The organism is Mucilaginibacter terrenus, assembly GCF_003432065.1.
GTDB classification, from domain to species: Bacteria; Bacteroidota; Bacteroidia; order Sphingobacteriales; family Sphingobacteriaceae; genus Mucilaginibacter; species Mucilaginibacter terrenus.
On record NZ_QWDE01000001.1, the window covers coordinates 2022659 to 2044216 of the forward strand.

Here is a 21558-nt window from a genome sequence, read left to right on the forward strand (position 1 = left end):
GGTTCTATAGCTCTTACAATATCAGCTTTTAAACTGACAAAACACACGCAACGGAAAAACACAAAAAGGCCTCCCCAACGGGGAGACCTCTTATGCATCAACTTATAAACCAATCATTATTGATATGCAGGATTTTGCGTCAAGTTAGGGTTTAGGCCAATAGCCTGCTGCGGAATAGGCAGCAAGTCGCGACCTTCCGGTAAAGTAGTACGGTAAACACCGTGTGCTTTACCATCAGCTGTCGGGCCAAACGGGTATGGCTGAGGTGTAGTAGTAGCATCAGTACCATAAGCGTTTTTAATGAAAGCTGAAGCTACACCCGGGCCTGCGCGCCGAAGGTCGTAAAATACAGAGTATTCGCCGGTAAGCTCGTGCCTGTACTCGCTTAACACCATTTGTAAAGGATCTGTTATAGGAGCGGCAGGCGTTCCGTCAAACCTGGCACCGTCCTGCATTACAGCCGGAGCAGTTCCACCAAAAGCACGATCTCTGACAATTTTCAGATCCGCCATTGCACCAGCAACATCACCGGTGCGTACTTTACATTCGGCACGGCTTAACAACACCTCCGCGTAACGCATTAATACCTGATTTTGTGAACCAAATATTACCTGGTTGCCAGTACCACCTGTAAGCTGCGGATCGCGCCATTTTTTTGCACAGTAGTAGCCAGAACGTAATTGGTCAGACACGCCGTACCATGGACGGGTAAGCGTACCGTTAGTATTGATGATGGTACCATTATCAGCTTTATAACGGTCGTTGCCAGCAGCAAAACCAGCAGTTACCGCAGGGTAGCCCTTTATGCCACCCCATTTGGCAATAATTCCTGGGCTTTTAACCTCATCGCCAGGACCTATAATGGTTACGGCTTTGCGCTGGTCACCAGCCTGGTAAGAATACCATAAGCCCGGGTTAGCATAATCATAACCGAAGTTTGAGATCTCTTCCGGCCAGCTAAAGTCATCTATCCAGGCAACTTCGCCACCATTTTGCCAGCCTCCATCCCAGCTTTGTGAGCCGGAAACTTCAAATTGAATCTCGAACAAAGACTCGTCATTGTTCTGATGATCAAATTCATGAACATCAACGAAATTAGGAAGCAAATGATAGTTGCTGGTAAGTTCAGGGTTGTTAAAAGCTGTAAGCGCGGCTGCGTAATCTTTTAGCCACATCTGCGCGGCGCCCTCATATGCGTAAGCTGCACCTTTTGTAGCGCGACCTAAATCGGCAGCAGGCAAAGTTGTTTTTGACAACAACAATGTTTCTGCCTGCTTCATGTCTGCTACCACCTGTTTAAATACATCATCCTGAGATGAACGTGGTGTTAAACCATCTGTAACAGACTTAAGCTCCAATGGCACACCGCCGAATGAACCGGCAAGATAATAATAAGTCATACCGCGCAGGAAGTAAGCCTCGCCTGTTAAGCGATCTGCAAGGGCAGATGTAAGTATGCCTCTCGCTTTTGCGTCGGCAATAATATCAAACGCCGAGTTTGCGCGTGCGATGCTTATGTATGCATTATTCCAGAATACAGATAAAGCTCCAAAGCTTGAGTTAATCTGGTAGTTGTTCCATGCCACGTCAGCTCCGTAGTTGTAAAAGTCGTGCGTTTGGAAGTTTGCATAATACCAGATACATTTTTTTAACAAATCGCTGTTCTGGTATCCGTCATATATACTGTTCACCAATGCAACCACATCTCCGGGTTTTTGGAAGGTGGCCTGAGCAGATGATTTAAACCTGTTCGTTTGCGATAAAAAGTCCTTTTTACACGCCAGCGGAGACATTAAGGCTGCCGATAACGCTAATAATGTAATCGCTTTTCTCTTCATTTTCATATCATTAATTTTTTAAAGCGTTATTATTTAAGAGTAACATTTAAGCCCACTGTGAAGAACCTTGAGCCCGGGTAAGTACCATTGTCAATGCCGTTTTGTGTAGCGTTACCACCTTGTATACCAATTTCCGGATCAAGACCGGTGTATTTTGTTATTGTGAAGAGGTTTTGAGTTGATAAATAGAACCTTACTTTAGAAAGGGATGCTTTGTTAACCAATGCTGTTGGCAAGGTATAGCCCACGGTAACGTTCTTCAATTTAAGGAAGCTGCCGTTCTCCACCCAAACATCAGACGGAACGTTGCTTAGGATAAGCGCATCACTATAGGTAACACGGGTATACCTGTTAGATGGGTTAGTTGGCGACCAATGGTTTTGCGCGTATTGGCGGCTAACGTTCTCCACCCCTACGAAACCGCGGTTTTGGAAACTCTCCAGTGAGCTTTCCTGGTAGTTAAGTATTTTGTTGCCGTACATACCATAGAAATAAGCGTTGAAGTCAAACGACTTGTAGCTTAAGTCAAGGTTAAATCCACCAAAGAACTTTGGCAGCGGGCTACCCAAGCTCACTTGATCGTCAACTGTTACGTGGCCATCGCCATTTGTATCAACAAAATAACGGTCGCCCGGAGATGTTGCAGACTGATAGTAGAACGGATTTGCCGGGAACTTAGCTGCAGCAGCTGCATTAAGTGCATCTATTTGAGCTTGAGATTGTATTATGCCATTTGTTTTGTAGCCATAAAACTCCCCAACTGGTCTGCCAATGTAAGTTTTGGTAAAAGTATTGTCAGCCCATCCTGGCCCTGTAAGCGCCAGGCCACCAAAGTTGGTCACAAAGTCGGTTCCTGATGTAATGCTGGTTAACTTGTTTTTGATAACAGACAGTGTCAGGCTTAAACCGTAACGGAAATCTTTAACGCTGTGGTTGTAATTAACAGCAAACTCAAAGCCCTTGTTCTCCATGCTACCTACGTTCTTGGTGAATGAAGTGTAGCCAGACTGAGCAGGAGCGGCAATGTTTAAAAGGAAGTCTTTTGATGTACGCTTAAACCAATCTACAGTGAAATTAAGATCACCATTAAGGAATGACGCATCCATACCTATATCTGTTTGGTAATCTGTTTCCCAGCGAAGGTCAGGGTTGGCAGGTTGTATCTGCGCAATACCGCCCTGGTACAATTTATTAAATGGATAACCAAGGTTGCCGCTGCTTGCAGCTGGTAAACCGGTTGAATATAGTGCCTGGTACCTGAAAGGAGCTATAGGGCCCTGGTTACCTGTTTTACCGTAGCTACCGCGGAACTTTAAATCGCTGATCCAGCTGGCGTTTTTAAGGAACGACTCTTCTTTAGCCCTCCATGTAAGGCCTGCTACCGGGAACACGCCATACTGATGACCCTCATCAAACTTTGATGAACCGTCTCTACGTACGGTACCGTTAATTGAGTACCTGTCCAGGAAGGTATAGGTAAGCCTTGCGAATTGCGATGCCAATGTAGTGATGGTTTTACCGTTACCATCAACATCAAACTGCAGGTTACTTAGCTGCGCCAAATCACGAATTACGCTATTTTTTGGTATACCACTCGCACCGTTTGCTGTAAATGAGGTGCTCTGCTGAGAAACACCGCCAACAAAGCTGATTTTGTGAGCGCCGAATGTTTTGTCATACGCTAAGGTATTTTCCCAAAGCCACTCAAATGTATTGTTCTGACGCTGGCTGTACAAAGCGTTTGTTGGAACAGCTGCAGGGTATTGCTGCTGTATGCGGGTATCTTCAGGCTGAAAGAAAGAACCTGAATAAGTGTTTAAACGAACGCCCGCATTAGTCTTGATTCGCAAGCCGGGTAATATTGTAGCCTCTAAAGATGAGGTGGTAAGCAGGTTGTTACCAATGTTCTCATATTCGTTGGTCTCAATATTATAAACCGGGTTGTTGTACTTGGCAGTATAAGTATTGTCCGGATTGTAGAAACCGTAGTTGCCGTTCGCATCTTTAATTTGGCTGGTAGCGCTGTTACCGCCATCAAGCGTAGGAATTAATTGGGTTAAGTTACCTAAAGAACCGGTACCGTAAGGGTTGTTTGATGTTTGATAGGTATACTTGGCGCTGGTTGATGATTTAAGCCATGGTGTTGCCTGATAATCAAGGTTAAGCCCAACAGTTACTCTCTTGAAATAAGAACCAAGTACAATACCTTTCTGATCATAGTAACCTACAGATGTCGCGGACTGAACCTTGTCACTACCGCCACGTATAGCAAGGCTGTAGTTTTGAGTACGGCCTGTACGGTATAATGCATCCTGCCAATCTGCTGTTGTAAGCGATTGCGGGTTACGCCAGATAGGTAACTCCACAAAGTTAGGATCAGCGTCGGCCACCTGATTCGCCAATGTAGCCCACTCCTGCGCGTTAAGTAAATCATACTTTTTAGGTTGCGCCTGAAATGAGTTGTAAGCATCTAATGATACTTGCACGCCATCTTTCCTGCCCTTTTTAGTGGTTATAATAACAACACCATTTGCACCACGTACACCGTATATAGCCGTTGCTGACGCATCCTTCAAAATGTCGATAGATGCGATATCGTTTGTATTGAAGTTATTGATACCACCTTCAAGAGGGTAGCCATCTACTACATATAACGGGTTATTACCGCCGCTGGCCAAGCTACCTACACCACGAATGAGGATAGAAGTGTTACCGCCGGGAGCACCGTCATTTGCCTGCACCTGAACACCAGACGCCCGGCCCTGTAAAGCAACTTCCAGTGACGGAGCCGGAATCTTATTCAAGGTTTCTGAGCTTACCGAACTGATTGACCCTGTAAGGTCTTTTTTGCGTGCTGTACCGTAACCTACCGATACAACTGCAACTTCATTAAGGTTGCTGATGTTAGGCACCAGGGTAGCACTGTAAACGCTTCCTGCACCAAGAGCTATCTCCTGGCTGGCATAGCCCAGGTAAGTTACCACCAGGGTGCTCGCTCCTGCTGGTACGTTTAATTTATAAGCACCGTTTACATCGGTGGTTACGCCGGTGCTTGTGCCTTTTACTTTTACACTGGCACCCACCACCGGACCAGCGTCCGTAGAGGATATCACACCAGTGATCTGCCGTGATTGCGCATACCCGGCTAAACTCATCAAGCAAAATGATAGGCTGAGACCGATAAGCACCACAACATTTTTAATTTGTAGTTTTTTGATCATACATTAATTGGTATTAAGTTTTGAAATTGGTTGTTGACAATAAAGGTGTTGGATGGCTTTAACGTCAGCATAAAAGTATCACAGCGAAAAATGGTTATATACCACAATTGTTAACGTTTATATAACAAATGTTAAGCACGTGAAAAGTGGCCCTGGATAGCATTAAACCCACTTTTAATGCAATCGATTAGCAAATGAGTTATCAAAAGCAGTACACAGGACTTCGTTACCAAAAAATATACTTTAAAAAGTTTGCGACCTTTTACAACAGAAAAGCCGCCTTGTAAAGGCGGCTTTTCTGTTGTTTGTAAGCTGATGATTATTGCGTCGATAGCCTGCTATACCGACTCTGTAGCCTTGTCTTTTTCACGTAAGCTGTTAATGTATTCTGACGGTAATACGCCATACTCTTCACGAAAGACTTTTGAAAAATAGGCGGCATTGTTGAAGCCCACCTCGTATGCTACGCTGGCTATGCTGAGCTTGCTTTTCTCAAGTAATTGTACTGCACGCTTAAGCCTAATTGTACGTATGCAATCTACCGGTGTTTTGCCTGTTAAGGTTAGCAGTTTTTTATACAACGACACACGGCTCAAATTGAGATGCCTGCTTAGTTCCTCTACAGAAAAATTGATATTAGTAATATTTTGCTCAATATAATCCAGCGCCGCTTTCAGGAACTTCTCGTCTTCAGATACAACTTTAATATCCTTTGCATTGACGTCTCGTTGTTTCTGATACGTTTGCTTCATGGTTTTTTGCATCCGCAGGAGGTTCTGAATCTTGGATAACAAAATCTCGAAGTTAAACGGCTTAACAATGTAATCGTTAGCTCCGCTTTCCAGCCCGCTAAGCTGGTCCTCCTCGGTGCTCATCGCCGTAAGTAATATTACCGGTATACCGTTTGTACGGTTGTCGCCCTTTAATTTCCTGCAAAGCTCAACACCAGTCATTTCAGGCATGCTTACATCACTTACAATCAGTTTAGGGTGTAATGCAAGCGCTTTTTGCCAGCCATCTTTACCGTTTACCGCTTCTATAATGTGAAAACTGTTTTTCAAGTTGTCTTTCAGGTAAAAGCGCAGGTCATCGTTATCCTCGATTAAAAGAATGGTAGGCTTTTTAGCCGAGCCGGGCCCAGCAGGCGCCGCCTCGATTGTTTCAGGTAAAATAACTTCTTGCTCCGTCACTTCAATTTGCTCCTGCTGTTCGTCATACTTCACTCCCACCGGTAGCGAAACAGTAAAACAGCTGCCGTAATCCGGTTCACTCTCGAGTTCAATACTTCCACCCTGCATTTTCACAAATTCCCGGGTTATAGAAAGCCCGATACCGCTGCCCTGATTAAGCAGGTTTTCGGGCATATTGTCCTGAAAAAAGCGTTCAAATATTTTTTCCTGATTTTCTTTGGCTACGCCAATGCCAGTATCAATTACTTTGATCTCCAGCAGATTTTTTCCTGATTTTTCATCAGGGTTGTTGCTCATGCTTATCATAACACTTACGTGCCCACCCGATGGTGTAAACTTAAATGCGTTTGACAGCAGGTTGAAAAGTATGCGTTCTATTTTGTCATGATCGAAGTCGGTTATATAAGCGCAAACCTCACTTTCTACCAGGAACTGTATCTGTTTTTGCTGGGCTACATCTTTAAACGACGATGACACCTCCCGTACAAACTGGATAATGTCGCCCTTTTTTAGGGAAAGCTTCAGTTCGTTATACTCCATTTTGCGGAAGTCTAGCAGCTGGTTAACCAGGTTGAGCAGGCGCTTGCCATTTCGCTTGATGGTGAGCAGCTGATTTTGTTGCTCCGGCTTTTCGGTAACTTTAATAAGATTGTCAATCGGCGAAAGGATGAGTGACAGCGGCGTACGAAACTCGTGGCTTACGTTGGTAAAGAATTTTATCTTCATTAGGTCAAGCTGATGCATACGGCGGGCTTCTTCACGCTCTTGTGCAATTTTGCGTTCGGCTTCTGCTTTTGCCTGTGTCGCTTCAAATTCGCGCTTGAGCTTTAATATGCCCCGGTGCCTGCTGAACAACAGTACACCTACCAGCAGCACAAAATAGCAGGTGTAAGCCAGCGGCGATTTAAAGAATGGTGGAAGTACAGTTATTTTAAGTGATACCTCCTCATCATCACTGTTTTGTGCACGTACCTTAAACACGTAATCACCGGCATCCAGGTTGGTGTAGGTTGCTTTTTTTTCCGGACCGGCAACCGTCCATCGGTTGTCAAAGCCCTCCAGTTTGTACTCGTACTTTATTTTTGCGGGGTTAAAGTAATCGCACGTGGCGAATTCAATATCAAACACATTTTGATCATGCCCTAACGTTAGCTCCTTGATCTCCGATAAAGCTTTATTCAGTACTACCTTGCCGTTTACCGTATCGCCCACAGTTACGGTTTTGTTGAACAAGTTCAGATCAGTAAATAGTATATTCGGGTTAGCCTTATAGGTACTTACCACAGCCGGATCAAATATGTTGAAACCGTTTATTCCACCGAAAACAAGTTCCCCGCTTTTTAGCCGCATAGCAGCATACAAATTGAAAGCACGGCCTTGAAGGCCATCCAATTCGTTATAGTTATTAATGTTCACTTTATACTTACCGGCAACGGAAGTAAGTACTATACTGGATAAGCCGTTGGTGGTACTCACCCACATTTTACCATCCTTATCTTCAATTATGTTCGAAACATTATTGGCAGGCAGGTTAATGCCTTCCTCTATGTTAAGAAAGTGGTTGGTTTTGGTATCCAGTATGCTCAAGCCATCTTTAGTTCCTATCCACATAAGCCCGTGGCGGTCCTGCATTATGGTGTTTACATCATTACCTACCAGGCTGTTCAGGGTTTTAGGCTTAGATGTATAATGCCTTACCTTCTCGGTTTTGTACTCTATTACATCAATGCCTTTATCGCGCCCAATCCATTTATTTTTATCCCGATCTTCATAGATAACTGCGGTATAGTCAGACACCATAGGATACCTGGGATGCTTGAAGGCTTCTGTCTTACGGTCTAACACGTTCAAACCACCCATAAACGTACCCACCCATATATCTCCTGCGGCATCCTGCAGTATACTGTAAACGCGGTCGTCGGTTATTGTTGATGGATCTTTTTCGTTGTGCCTGTAATGCGTAAATGTTTTACCGTCATAGCAGTCCAATCCGCCAAAGTATGTCCCTATCCAAAGCTTTTGGTCTTTGTCAATAAACAAGCGCACCACAATGTCGTTGGACAAGCTGTTGCTGTTTTGCGGATCGTGTTTGAAGCGTGTGTACGTGTTTGTAGCCCTGTTGAAGTATAGCAGCCCGTTGCCGTTGGTTCCTATCCATAAATTTTGTTTGGCATCTTCTTCAAAGCTATTTATATCCTCAAAAGGAAGGCTCTTTGGATCGGACGTAGAATGTTTATACAACGGGAACTGCATTATACCGCTGTGATAGTAGTTTATACCTTGCTTAAAGGTACCCGCCCATATAATGCCGGTGTTGTCTTTATAAAGATATAAGCTGTTCCCGCTGATTGATTTTGAGTCTGAAGGCTTACTGAGAATGTAAGATATTTTTAAAGTGACGGGATCGATAACATTAATACCGCCATGATCAGAGCCTATCCAGATCTTATTATCATCAGCTTCTATCACACTGGTTATAACGTTTGCATTCAGCCTGTACCCAGCGGCATCTTTGCTGAAGTGCACCATGGTGTTGGCCCGTGTGTTGTACATAAAAGCCCCAATGGCACCGGCATCAGAACACACCCAAAGGTTTTCTTTGCTATCCATCGCCATAGTGTAGTTGCGTAACGGTGCCTTATTGGTTTTAAAAACACCGTCAAAACTCCGTAACACCTTATGTTCGCGTGTATCCAGCTGCTCTATAAAACCATCATTGTAAATAAGCCATAATCTGTACGGCTGACTTACAACAACATCCATTACATGGTCTGAGTGTAGTGTTACCTCCTGGCTGGTGTTAGTACCGTAATGTACGGTGTTGTCATTTTGCGGCTGGTAGCAATAAACACCTTGTTTTGCGGTAAGGAACCAAAAACGACCATAATTGTCTTTTTGTACCTTTACTATTTGAATTGTTGGTATTTTATATTTTGTTGCTTCCCGCGAAACATCTGAAAAGCTTTCCGTGACCGGGTCATAAACACTTATGCTGCTGTGCGTAAAAACCCATAACTTGTTGCCCGGGCCTTCGTTAACGTGCATTACATGATTTTCCCGAAGAGAATTAGGATTGCGACTATCGCGTTTAAATACTTTGAACTTGTGCCCATCATACCGGTTAAGCCCCGATGTGGTGCCAAACCACATAAAACCTTTCTGATCTTTAAAAATGCAGTTTACCTGGTTATCTGACAGGCCATTGGTAATATCCAGATGCGAGAACTGGTACGTGTCTTCCTGCGCATGCAAACACTGCATTGCAACAAAAAAAAGCACAAGCAACAAGGAGAATTTAAATCGCATAGTTTATAATTGGCCGCAGTTGATGCAGAGGATAGTGTATCAAACCGCGACCCTAATATACTAATAAATGTAAATGCAACATTAATAATTATTTACAACATCGGAAATACAAGTGATAAAACGGCACTTATTTTTTCTTATTAAGCAAATTATCAGCTGCCATAATTAGGAACAAATAATCAGAGGTGCCACCTCCAAGAACGTACTCGCCCTGCTGCCACAGATAAGGCCATTTCAGCAATTCAGGAAAATCAGGGCGTATTAGTGCGGTGCCTGATGCTATGCCACCCGGTATGTACGACCAATCTGCACGGTTAAAACCATAAGCAGTTGTCATAGATCGGGCACCTACACCCGAAGCGAATGATGAGGTATTTGATCCCGGGTGACAGCCGAGTATAAAGTTAATGGAGTGCAGCATATAGTCATCGGAAAAAATATCCGGGAAGTTGGTATACAAGAAGTATTGCTTGTACCCAAAGTTTTGGATACCCCAGCCTGCACCCCAAATGCTTGGCTCGTAAGGCACACCGTAAGGCGTCTTCTCCCCTTGCTGCTGAATTTTGGTGTAAAGTTTCCTGACACCATCAGTAATGGTACGCTTGTAATTAGCGTCATCTATCAGGTTAATGGTGCGACTCACCATCCAACCGTTATAATCAATCCCCTGAGCTATAACTGCTGTATTGGCTACCAGGAAATCTGAATACTGCTTATCTTTTGTGGTGATGTACAACTCAACAGCCAATGGTATCCGTCGTGATGCGTTAGCGCTGCTATTATCCTTCCAAACCTGCTGTGCTATTTGCAGGCACTGGGCGGATAATGTATCATTATAGCCCTTCATCACCCGGCTTGCGGCGGCCAGCGCTACTGCAGTCTGTATAGTACGCGCTGGGTTATCTTCTGTAAACACCCACCGGTCATCTGCAGGAGCTGGCGTGTTAAGGATGGGGTCAGTATTTTTAGCATTGGTTACAAATGGTTTATTATCTGTTAGGTTTGCGGCATCGCCAAGCAGTACGTATTGCCTTATGGTTGGCTCGATAACACCCCGGTAAAACCTACCCATTGCCTGGTAGCCGCCGGTAATGGACAACAGACCATGCTCAATTTGTTGCAAAATATCCGGCTTACCATCAGGTTGTTGTATTTCTACCAGATGGTTAGTCTGATCGATGGTTGTATTATCATAATCAATCTTGAACTGCTCATAAGCGAGCGAAAGCCCATGAACAGTTTCAGCCTGCGACTCTACCCTAAGGTCAAAATCGCCCGCGTCATGCCATGCGCCACGGTTAAGATAAGGCACATTGTCGCCCGGCTTGTATTTGGTTAGCGTACTATGCCCCTGTATATAGCCGTCAAAGTGATTGGAATCTATAGGTGCCATACGTGCATCATCCATGTGGCATAAGCCATGCCATACACGGTATTTTTCGTTCACGCGCATGTGGCACATCTGTGCAGGTAGAAAGTATTCCAGCGTAGGCTGCCAAACATCAGTAGTAAATACATTTTTGCTGATCTGGAACGGCTCGGTTTGGTAGCTGCCATATTTAACCACATACATCCCCGGCCTGGTAATGCTGGTAAAATCCAGCCGCAGGTAATGGTAACGCAGGAAGTCGCCCCAATCTGCAGGCGCAGCTTTTATAATAGTTTCAAATCCGCCATTCTCATTCACGCGGAGCAAGCTTGCCTGCAGGCGGCGTTTGTCGTGTTTATCTAATTCAATCACCGCCATTTTCTGCTGCAACGGATGGTAACCAACCTGCGACACCTGTACCACAGGAGAAGATTGCCAGCCTGCGATAGCATTTGGCGTTACCAGCCACTCTATAGCATTTTTTACAGCGCCTTTTGCAATAAGCGAACGTACCACAAACCAGCCGTTATTGTGCTTGGCGCGCCCATCCAGCAGTTGAAGGTTGCTGTCTTTAAGGTTTTCAATGACCATGCGCTGCGCATCGGATTCTGCAGCAATGGTCAGCTTTTTACCCGTGGCAATTGGCGTTACTTCATTCTCGCCGTATTTGCTCTTATAAATCTGGCCGTTTGCCTGCTGCGGGAAAATGCCGAACTGCTTATCCATATAAAAGGACTTGCCGAACAGTATGCCCGGAAACAGCTCTATGTTAAAGCCCACTCTGCCTATCCAGTCATCAGGCAAGGCTTTGTCCAAATCAATAATAATCTTAAAAGCTTTACCCACCGGCTGTACTCTGATGGTATAGGCGAAATTTAAATCAGGGTAAATAATTGGGTTAAAGCCTTTACGGTTGATTTCGGGATTAGGGTACTCCATTCGTACGCTTACCTCCCCTGTAGCCTTATCTATCACCCGTTTACCAACCTTTGGTATGGGCGACCACTGCCCGGGCGTAGGTTCCAGCCGTAGGTCTCCGTTGGTAGCTGTACGCTGTCCGTTTTGGATGATGCCTACCCCACCCTGATGGCCTTCGGGATAAAAGTCATGGGCCAGCATCACGTTCACACCCTGGTATTCCAGGTACTCAAGGTTGTTAAGCACCATGCCGACGGTATTCTTTTTTACCTGGGCCTTTACCGGCGATGCGCCTATTAGGAACGTTAAACAGGCGGCAGCCAAAATTCTTTTTGTAAACATATATAGTTGTAAAAGCTATGTTGATTAGTTATTTCTTGTGGGTTGGCTTGGCATTCAGCTGGGCTATGCAGTTCATCAGCGCCCGTAAGGTATGATATGTACCTTTCCAGATCTGCCCTTTCAGCGCCATTTTGTATTGCGGCTGCTTATCCAACCCGCCCTGGTACCAGTCGCCGTGCTCGTGGTCAATCAGGTAGGTTTGCGTGTATTGCCAAAGTTGTACAAACTTGCCATAGTATTGATGCTTGTCGTTCGGAAAATACCTGCTCATCAGCAACAAAGTGTTAAGCCCCTCTGCCTGTGCCCACCAATTCTTGGTGTCTGCTAATATGGTGATGCCTGGCTTGTCTTTAAAGTAATAACCTTCATCGTAAAAGCCGCCTGCTTTACTGTCCCACCCGTTCTCCAGCGCGTGATCAAGCATTTTTTTTCCGAGCTTAAGCACTGCGGTGTCGTGTTTATTACCTAGCACTTGGGTAGCTTCCAACATAAGGTAAGCGGTTTCTACATCATGGCCGAATGATACATGATCAATACTGCTGTATTTATGGATAGCCGCTGCGGATGAATCACGGTTACTAACGGGAGTCCAATCAGTTTGGAAGAAAAGCTGAAGATAGCCTTTAGGGTGTATAATCTTTGTTTTTAGCAGATCAAGCATTTCCTGTAAACGTGTACGCAAAAGCGGGTCTGGCCATACCTGGTACAGCTCCGTAAACGATTCCAGTAAGTGAATGGATGTGTTCTGGTCCTTATAACCGGTCTCCGCATTCGGACGGATGCCTGCCGGCCGCCTTATTGGGGTGCCGTCGCGCTCCATGTGCTGAAAGTAGCCTTTATTAACTGGGTCATGGCTGTGCTGCTCCAACCAGGCAAAAGAACGTTTAGCCAGGTTAAGCGCGGCAGTATCATGCGACTGGTGGTAATAAGCCGCCAATGAATAAAGGGCAAATGAGTTTCCGTAAGCTTCTTTCGGCGCAAAGCTGCCTTGTTTAGGATTGCCCTGCCTGTCTGTAAAGGTGTAAAAACCGCCATATTGCTTATCCCAAAGCACGTTCTTCAGGAACTGGAAGCCATGTTTTGCGCCCTCTGCGTAGTACTCTACTTTAGGGAACTGTTCTGCTGCCTTGCTATTACTCCAAACATGTCGTGCCTGGGTCACTATCATCTTGTCCTGGCTGCCTACAGGTTTAAATTCATAGCTAAAGCTGCTCAGGAACCCGCCGTACAACGTATCAATAGCTTTTGGATACCAGGGTTTCAGCAGTTCATCCACCATGGAATGTTTCATTTCAGCTGATATCTGCGCGCGGGTTTGGGCGTGACCTTCGCCACACCAAAAAGCACACAGCAACACCATATTTTTTATAAAATTCGACCTCATAGGCAAAAAAATGGTTTACTAAGATGCAGGCAGGTTGCGGCATCTTGTTCATAATAAAGGCAGGATAAAATTATTGTAAATGCCGGGTAGCGGGTAACACGTATGTTAAAAAGGATGAAAAATATGTTAATGGAAATCTTTCCCGGTGGCTAAGGGCACCAAAATGGAGTGTTGCTGTTTCGCTTGAAACAGGTGAAACACTAAACAGGTGTTTGAAACAACTTAGTTTTGAAAATCAGCGCTTTATAAATCAAAAACATTACAAGCGAAACACTCTGAAACAACGGTGATAATTCCTAAATTATTGATTGATAACACAATACGATTTATACACCCTAAAGGAGTAATCCTAACCGAAACACTTATTTGGGAGGTAAGGTAATTTATTAGAGCTTGTTGCTATTTAGCCTGGGGTTTTGGCTGGCATTCACCTGATAGGTGTATACCTGGTAATTTTCATCCACTTCTACTATACGGTAACCTTTGTAATCGGTGCCCCAATTGCCGCCAATGTGCGAATCAAAAAAGTGCGGGAACTTGTTACCAGTGTAGCGGACGCCATCCAGCAGGTGATCGTGGCCGTGGAAAGTGGCCTTAACATTTGGGTAGCCGTGCAGCAGTTCCATGGTATCCGGGCAATCCACAAAAACATCATCTTTTGACCACATTACCGGCGGAATATGCAGAATTACAAAGACGATCTTTTTCGACCTGAACTTCTCCAGTGATGCTTTGATAAAGGTGTTATCCGGGCAAACGTATTTGCCTTGTGTGTCAGCTGTATTGGCCAGCACAAAAGCAATATCGCCATGCTCTACCGTGTACCGATCTTCATAACCAAATACGCTTTTCCATAGCTGTGCATCAGCACGGTCGTGGTTACCGGGGATGGTATGGTAAGGCACGCTGAACTTGTCCAGGTATTTAGATTTTATTACCGGCAGCAAATCCGTACGGTCATGCACCAGGTCGCCATTCACAATAATCATATCCAGGTGATTGGCGGCATGATCTGCATTCAGCCATTTCACCATATTGCCGGTGTTCTCGTCGAAAGGTGTACCCGGCTGCCCGTAATGGATATCCGACGCAAGCGCAAAACGCAGCTTTGGCTTTGTATCGCCATTACGGCGATAAGTATTACCAATGTTTGCAAAACTATTTACCGACGGCAAAAGAGTGAGGCTGGCTGCTGCTGTAAGGGTTGTTGCAATAAAGTTCCTGCGTGAGCTCATGCGTTTTTTGGTAAAAATAGCAGGGCCGTGTTAACCAGATGTAAGTAGAAAGTTAAGTTGCTACTAGCCCAGAGTTTGCAGAGCAAAAGAAAGCTAGCAATTATTTTGTGTAATTAACTTTAAAACTAAACTTTGACATTTATTTCAGCTGTTTGATCAAACTCGGGTGATTACCTTTATATTGGTGTCGTAAATGACTATTGACAAACGCATTTTTGGCCTTGACCTGGTAAGATGTATTGCAGTTCTTTTTGTGCTTACCGCACATACCCTTTTTATAATCTCGTCAAGAAAAATAATCCATTATATCTGTGCTTACACGGCAGTTGTTGGTGTCGAGTTGTTTTTTGTACTCAGCGGCTTTTTGATAGGTACTATCCTGATAAACGCTGTGGACAAAGAGGTAACAACCAGCTTTAAAACTATTAAGTTGTTTTGGATACGAAGATGGTTTCGTACGCTGCCAAACTACTATTTTATGTTGCTTGTGTATTTATCCTTTGTGTTGCTCACAACAACATCACTTCCCGTTAGTAAGCTCAAATTATTATCTTTTTTTGTGTTTACTCAGGATTTCGTAAGTGAAGAATCGAACAAGTTTTTTGGAATTGCATGGAGCCTAAGCGTGGAGGAATGGTTCTATTTGACCTTTCCTCTTGTTCTCTTTGCTATGCAATTTGTCTTTCGGTCAAGAAAATCCTCTCTTATCACAACCATTTGCACCTTTATTTTTTTACCACTTTTTGCACGAATTATTTTATCTCACACCAGCCATCTATCCTGGGACGGCGGGTACAGAAAGATAACCTTTATTCGTTTGGACGCTATTGGGTTGGGCGTGTTAGCTGCCTTTGTCAAGTACTATTATCAAATTAAATGGACCCGGTACAAAAACACATTGTTTGTAGCAGGTGGAGTGCTTTTTTTGCTAATGATGATCATATTGTTTCAGCAGTACGTTGTTAACTTCGATTTCACTACCGGCCTGCAAAATGGTGAGCCAAATACTTTCACTAAGACATTACTTTTTAGCCTGATGAGCCTCTCGATAGCAATGATGCTGCCACTTTTACACGACTTACAGGTGAAGAGCAACAGTTTACCTGTACGGTTAATTACATTTATTAGCCTAATCTCCTATTCTGTATATCTTGTACATCCACTAATAATTCAATTTATACTTCAAATTGTAAAGCCAAGAAATGGCATCCTTAAAGTAGCGGAAATATGGGGTACAACAATTTTAATCTCTTACCTGCAATATCGCTTTTTTGAGTTGAAGATGACTGCTTTGAGAGAACGCTTCGGACCTAAAATAGATGACAAAAAATTATAGCACGCGCTTAAACCGTTAAATCTACCTGATAATCGTCACCGACCCTGACCGTATGCCCTGCCCTTGCTTCAGGTCTATAACATAGTAGTATACGCCTGGTTGCAACAGTTTACCGTTATAGGTTCCATCCCAGGGTATACTGTAGCCTGTTGATGAGAATACCTGCTGTCCTGCACGGTTGTAAATTCTTACAGTACAATTTGGGTAGAGCTCAATTTTTGCCAGCTTCCAGGTATCGTTAAACCCATCACCATTTGGCGTAAATGCATTTGGCAGCACCATGGCCAGTGCACCCCTGTTCACTGTTACCGAGTAGGTTTTCCGGCTCTTACCATTTTCGGCTATAACCACAACAAATATTTGGTTTTCGCCATCAGTAAGTACTATATCCTGTGATGCACTGCCGCTTGCAACAGGCACACCGTTTACGGTTACCGTAGCAAGCTGATTGCTGGTTACCGGCGTTAAGTTGATGGTGCTCACATCATTTTTCACCAACACCTGGTAAGACAATCCATTGGTGTTGAACGACGGACTAAGTGTACCCTCGCTTGGCGTGAGCGAAACAAGAGCTGCATCAGATGATGGTGGCCGTATTTCGCGCACTACATGTATGCTATATGTCTTCTCGGTTCCATCGGCGGCTTTTACCAGCACCAGGATAGTATTGTTGCCTTCGTTAAGCAGGATGTCGCCGGATGCTAAGCCGCTGTTTACTGTTGACCCGTTTACACTTACAACCGAATTAGCGTCGGCCACGGTTGGTGTTACCCTGATTCGGTCCACGGCGTTAAGTACAACAACCTGGTAATCTACCTCTGCTGCCGAGAATGACGGCGAGAGTATCCCTGCGCTAAGTTGCAGGTTGTTAAGGTTGGCATTGTTGCTAAACGCACGCCTGATCACCACTTTATAGGTTTTTGTGGTACCATCTGCAGCAGTAACAATAACATCTACATTGTTGATATCCGGAGATAACGCAATTGGCCCCGACGGTACACCATTGGTAAGCGGCAGCTGAAAAGTCTCCATTGTAGCGCCGGGATCACTCGTGGTGGCTGTAACTGTGGTGCTTACTGTGCTATTTGGCACTTCTATCAAATAAGAAGTCATTCCGGATGAAAATGCCGGTGTAAGCGGCCCGGCAGTAACACTGAGGTTGCTCAGGTCCGCGTTGGACGATTTGAGCCTGGTAACGGTTACCGTATAGGTTTTGGTTGCCCCGTTTATAGCGGTTACTACAATTGTTATAGTATTTGTCTCACCAACTAACGGCAGGTTTGAGGATGGCGTACCATTGGCTACCACGCTGCCATTTACTGTTATACCAGCGTTGGCGTCTGCAGCCGTTGGTGTGACGTTTATACCCGTTATCGCATTGGCTACAGTGGCTGTATAGCTTATTATAGAGCCATCAAATACAGGATTGAGCGTACCATTACTTAATGCAAGGTTGATTAGGTTGGCATTCCCGGACGCTTCGCGGGTGACTGTCACCGTGTAAGTTTTCTGAGTACCGTTTTCGGCTGTTACCACTATAGCAATAGGGTTATCACCAACAACAAGCGGGATGATCCCTGAAGGAGACCCCGATGGAACTGCAGTCCCGTTTATTGTAATGGTTGATGTGGCCGCTGCAGCAGGCGCTGTTATGGTTATACCACTGATACTATTAGATACCCCGGCTGTGTAAGTTATTATACCCGCGGAAAATGAAGGTTTTAAGCTACCCTCACTTAGGGTTATACCAGCAAGATCTGCATTGGACGACTTTTCACGCGTCACCGTAACGGTGTAGTTTTTAATGGTTGTGCCATCCTGCGCGGTCACTTCTATAATAACAATGTTTGGCCCAATGGCCAATGGAATATTTTGTGATTCCGAACCACTTGCAACAGGAATACCATTTACCTTAATGGTGGCGTTGTTATCAGCCGCGTTTGGGGTAACGCTTATTGATGTAACGTTATTTGGTACAATTGCGCTGTAACCTGTGGTTCCTGACGTAAAAGCAGGATCTAAACTCCCGGTGCTAAGCGCAAGCGCCGAAAGATCGGCATTGGAGGATTTGGCCCTTGTTACGGTAACCTCGTAAGTGGTTGTACTGCCGTTTTCCGCCGTAACAACAACATTTATCACCTTATCGTCCACACTCAAATTAATATCTTGCGAGGCTGTACCACTGTTTACCAACACGCCAGCGACAGTTACGGTTGCCTTAGTGTCACTGGTTGTTGGCGTAAATTTGATTGCTGTTGTGGTATTAGCAACAATTACAGAATATTTTGTTGTGGCGGCATCAAATGACGGGCTTAACGTTCCTGTGCTGGTGGTTAATGCCGCTAAAGCTGAGTTAGAAGATGGCAGCGTGCGGGTGACAGTTACGGTATATTCTTTTGTGGTGATGCCATCGTCAGCAGTTACCTTAACTTTAATAACATTAATACCTAATGCCAAATTTATTGGCTGCGAAGCAGTTCCACTTGCAACATCTACACCTTGTACCTTGATGTTGGCCTGCAAACTAATAGCCGTTGGTGTTAAGGTAATGGATGTAGCTGAAGTAGAACCTGCGTAAGCCTCTGTAGTAGGATCAAACACCGGAGTAAAATCAAAAAGCGGACTTGGAACCAGGGAGCTTAGTTTGGCTTCTGATGAATGTTCCAACACAGCTATGCTGAGTGTTGCTTGGCTACTGCCACCTGTATTGTAAGCAGTAATGGTGTAGGTTTTTGCAGGGCTCAGGGCAGTTGGGGTACCACTTATGGTGCCGGTTTTTGCATCAAACACCAGTCCGGCAGGCAAGGTGGGGCTTATCTGGTAACCTGTAATGTCTATTTTCCTGACAGCGCCGTTTCCCTGGTCTGCCACATACAAGTGCCCAAATCGGTCAGCAGCCACCCCCATGGGTAAGTTAAAATTCGTTTTGGTCCCTATACCATCTTCCAGGCCATAATATCCATTACCGGCCAGTGTAGTAACATCCCGCGAAGGTGCAATTTTTCTTATTTTACTATTATAAGAATCAGCAACATATACATTGCCCAATGCATCCACTGTAACACCATGTGGCCTGAAGAAAGCGGCTGATGTGCCATTAAGGTCGTCAACATCCTCTGCCCCGCTCCCGGCATAAGTACTTACAACACCATCCTTGGTTACCAGGCGTATAACGTTGTTACCTTTGTCGGCAATGTATACGTTACCTGCCGCGTCGCTTGCTGCACCAATTGGATCATCAAACTTTGCAGACGAAGCAGGGCCGTTTAAAAGGCCTGTTACATTGTTGCCCGCGTATGTAGTAACGTCTCCGTTAACGTCAATTTTACGGATTACATCATTATCACCATCGGCTACATACACATTTCCCAAAGCATCTGTCGTGGTACTATATGGCGTCCTGAACTTTGCTCCGGCAGCAGGTCCGTCCACATAATCGTATTCACTTGTACCCGCGTATATACTTACCAGCCCCGCACTTGTAATTTTACGGATTAGGTTGTTCCCGGTATCAGCAACATATACATTCCCGAAAACATCAGTACTCAGGCTCCAGGCACCAATGAAACCTTCTGATGATGGCGCAAAGACAGACTTTACACCAGCCGGGGTGATTTTTACAATTTGGTTATTACCGTAGTCTGAAACATAAACGTTTCCTGCAGCATCTGTTGCAACTCCTGTTGGTCCGTTAAGGCCGTCAGCGAAAGTCGTTACTTCAGCAAAACGGTTGGCAGGCACAGCACCACCAGTGTTAACGGGCGATAAAGGGCTGATAGGCGCGCCTAAACTATACACCTGCGGTGTTTGGTAGCTAATAACCGGCGCTTGTGGCAACGGGGGCTGTGCCTTGTTCACCAGTACCTTGTAAGTTAACAACGTTATGCCATTCTTATCCACAACGTCAACTAAAATGGTGTTACCGCCTGTGTTCAAAGCTATACCGCCGGATTGTGCGCCGCTTGCCTGCAAAATGCCGTTGACCTTTACCTTTGCAGTAGCATCTGTAGTGACTGCCGTTACACTGATGGTACCCGTGGTATTAGGCACTGCTATGGCATAGTTCCTTTTTAACGGATCAAACGCCGGGCTCAACGGCCCGGCATCTACTGTAAGGCTGCTTAGCGTAGCGTCACTGGTTATTTCCCGTACTTCAAGGTTTATGATTGCCGTGCTGCTTCCTTTTGCATTGTAGGCGACTACAGTGTAATTAGTTGCAGGGCTAAGCTCTGTAGGGGTGCCGCTAATAATGCCACTGGTTCCGTCAAAACTTAAACCTGCCGGCAGCCCGGGGCTAATGGTGTAGCCTGCTGCCGCGACCTTGCGTATAATGTGTGTGCCTTGATCCGCTACGTAAACGTTACCAAGGCCATCTGCAACTATACCGTCCGGGTACCAGAAAGTAGCCTGGGTACCCACCAGGTTATCTGACCCGTATTCGCCGGCCTGTCCCGCAAGGGTTGTTACATTACCTGAAGATGTAACTTTGCGAATAAGATTATTGCCGGCATCAGCCACATAAACATTGCCTGCTGCATCTGTTGTGAGTGCTTGCGGAGCCGAAAAGCTGGCAGTCAACCCTGAGCCGTTATCAGCTCCGGCACTTCCGTTACCAGCCGGAGTTGTTACCTGCGTCCCTGATATTTTACGGATGGCGTTATTAGCCTGATCGGCTACAAAGATATCGCCGGAGGAACTGATGGTGATACCGAATGGGTGATTAAATTTTGCCTCAGCTAATGTACCATTAATAAAACCTTGTCCGGCCTTACCAGTAAGTGTAGTTACTATTCCGTTGGATATCTTACGGATAGCATTATTATTCAGGTCTGCCACGTATACATTGCCAGCAGCATCAACAGCTACTCCGGCAGGAAAAGCAAACGTTGCCAGTGCAGCCGGACCTTCATCATAACCAAAGCTTCCCTCACCAGCAAAAGTACTCACCACACCTGCGGGCGTAACTTTCCTGATAAGGTTGTTGCCTGCATCAGCTATGTATACGTTATCTGCAGCATCTACAGCTAAGCCGGTAGGATTTAAGAGACCTGCGGCGGCAGGCACGAAAGTGGTGACAGCACCCGCGGTTGTTATTTTGCGAATGAGGTTGTTGCCATAATCTGCAACGTAGATATTTCCTTTTGAGTCTCTTGCAAGCCCATACGGCTGGTTAAATTTAGCCAGGTTGCCAGTGGCATTTATAGAACCAGCACTGTTTGGCGAACCAACAAATGCGGATACCTGCCCGTAAACGGTAGCGGGGACTGCACCACCCGTATTATTAGGCGACAAGTTGTTTATTGCCCTCCCAAGCATGTAAACCTGCGGAGTAGAATAAGTTATATTAGGAGCCTGCGCAAAACACGCTGCTGAAGAAAAGATCAGGAATAATGAGCGTAAAAGTTTCTTCATTTATAAA

Annotated in this window: 8 protein-coding genes; 1 reads left to right on the plus strand and 7 read right to left on the minus strand. The window is 45.1% G+C overall.

Going from position 1 to position 21558, the window contains the following annotated elements; genetic code table 11:
• Positions 1-116: 116 nt before the first annotated feature.
• The 6 genes from DYU05_RS09085 to DYU05_RS09110 all read right to left on the minus strand — a co-directional run bounded on the left by DYU05_RS09085 (position 117) and on the right by DYU05_RS09110 (position 14803).
• Positions 117-1844 (minus strand): RagB/SusD family nutrient uptake outer membrane protein, encoded by a 1728-nt coding sequence (locus DYU05_RS09085; protein ID WP_117382629.1) that lies wholly within the window; start codon positions 1842-1844, stop codon positions 117-119.
• A 23-nt stretch (positions 1845-1867) separates the two neighbouring features.
• Entirely contained in the window at positions 1868-4993 is a 3126-nt protein-coding gene (locus tag DYU05_RS09090) for a SusC/RagA family TonB-linked outer membrane protein (protein WP_165852032.1), read from the minus strand.
• Between the two features lie 404 nt (positions 4994-5397).
• Complete coding sequence (locus DYU05_RS09095; RefSeq protein WP_235853976.1) at positions 5398-9510, minus strand: two-component regulator propeller domain-containing protein; 4113 nt, start codon at positions 9508-9510, stop codon at positions 5398-5400.
• Positions 9511-9682: 172 nt separating this feature from the next.
• Positions 9683-12184, minus strand: coding sequence for a glycoside hydrolase family 9 protein (locus DYU05_RS09100; RefSeq protein ID WP_117382632.1), 2502 nt, complete (start codon positions 12182-12184; stop codon positions 9683-9685).
• Positions 12185-12212: 28 nt separating this feature from the next.
• Positions 12213-13568, minus strand: coding sequence for an AGE family epimerase/isomerase (locus DYU05_RS09105; RefSeq protein ID WP_117382633.1), 1356 nt, complete (start codon positions 13566-13568; stop codon positions 12213-12215).
• Positions 13569-13954: 386 nt separating this feature from the next.
• Positions 13955-14803, minus strand: a complete 849-nt coding sequence (locus tag DYU05_RS09110; RefSeq protein ID WP_117382634.1) for a metallophosphoesterase family protein — start codon at positions 14801-14803, stop codon at positions 13955-13957.
• Between the two features lie 193 nt (positions 14804-14996).
• Here DYU05_RS09110 and DYU05_RS09115 point away from each other — a divergent pair, with 193 nt between their 5' ends.
• Positions 14997-16139: an acyltransferase family protein gene (locus DYU05_RS09115; RefSeq protein WP_117382635.1), complete on the plus strand. Its 1143-nt coding sequence runs from the start codon at positions 14997-14999 to the stop codon at positions 16137-16139.
• Positions 16140-16160: 21 nt separating this feature from the next.
• Here DYU05_RS09115 and DYU05_RS09120 read toward each other — a convergent pair whose 3' ends face one another.
• Positions 16161-21551, minus strand: a complete 5391-nt coding sequence (locus DYU05_RS09120) for a cadherin-like beta sandwich domain-containing protein (protein WP_117382636.1) — start codon at positions 21549-21551, stop codon at positions 16161-16163.
• Positions 21552-21558 lie beyond the last annotated feature (7 nt).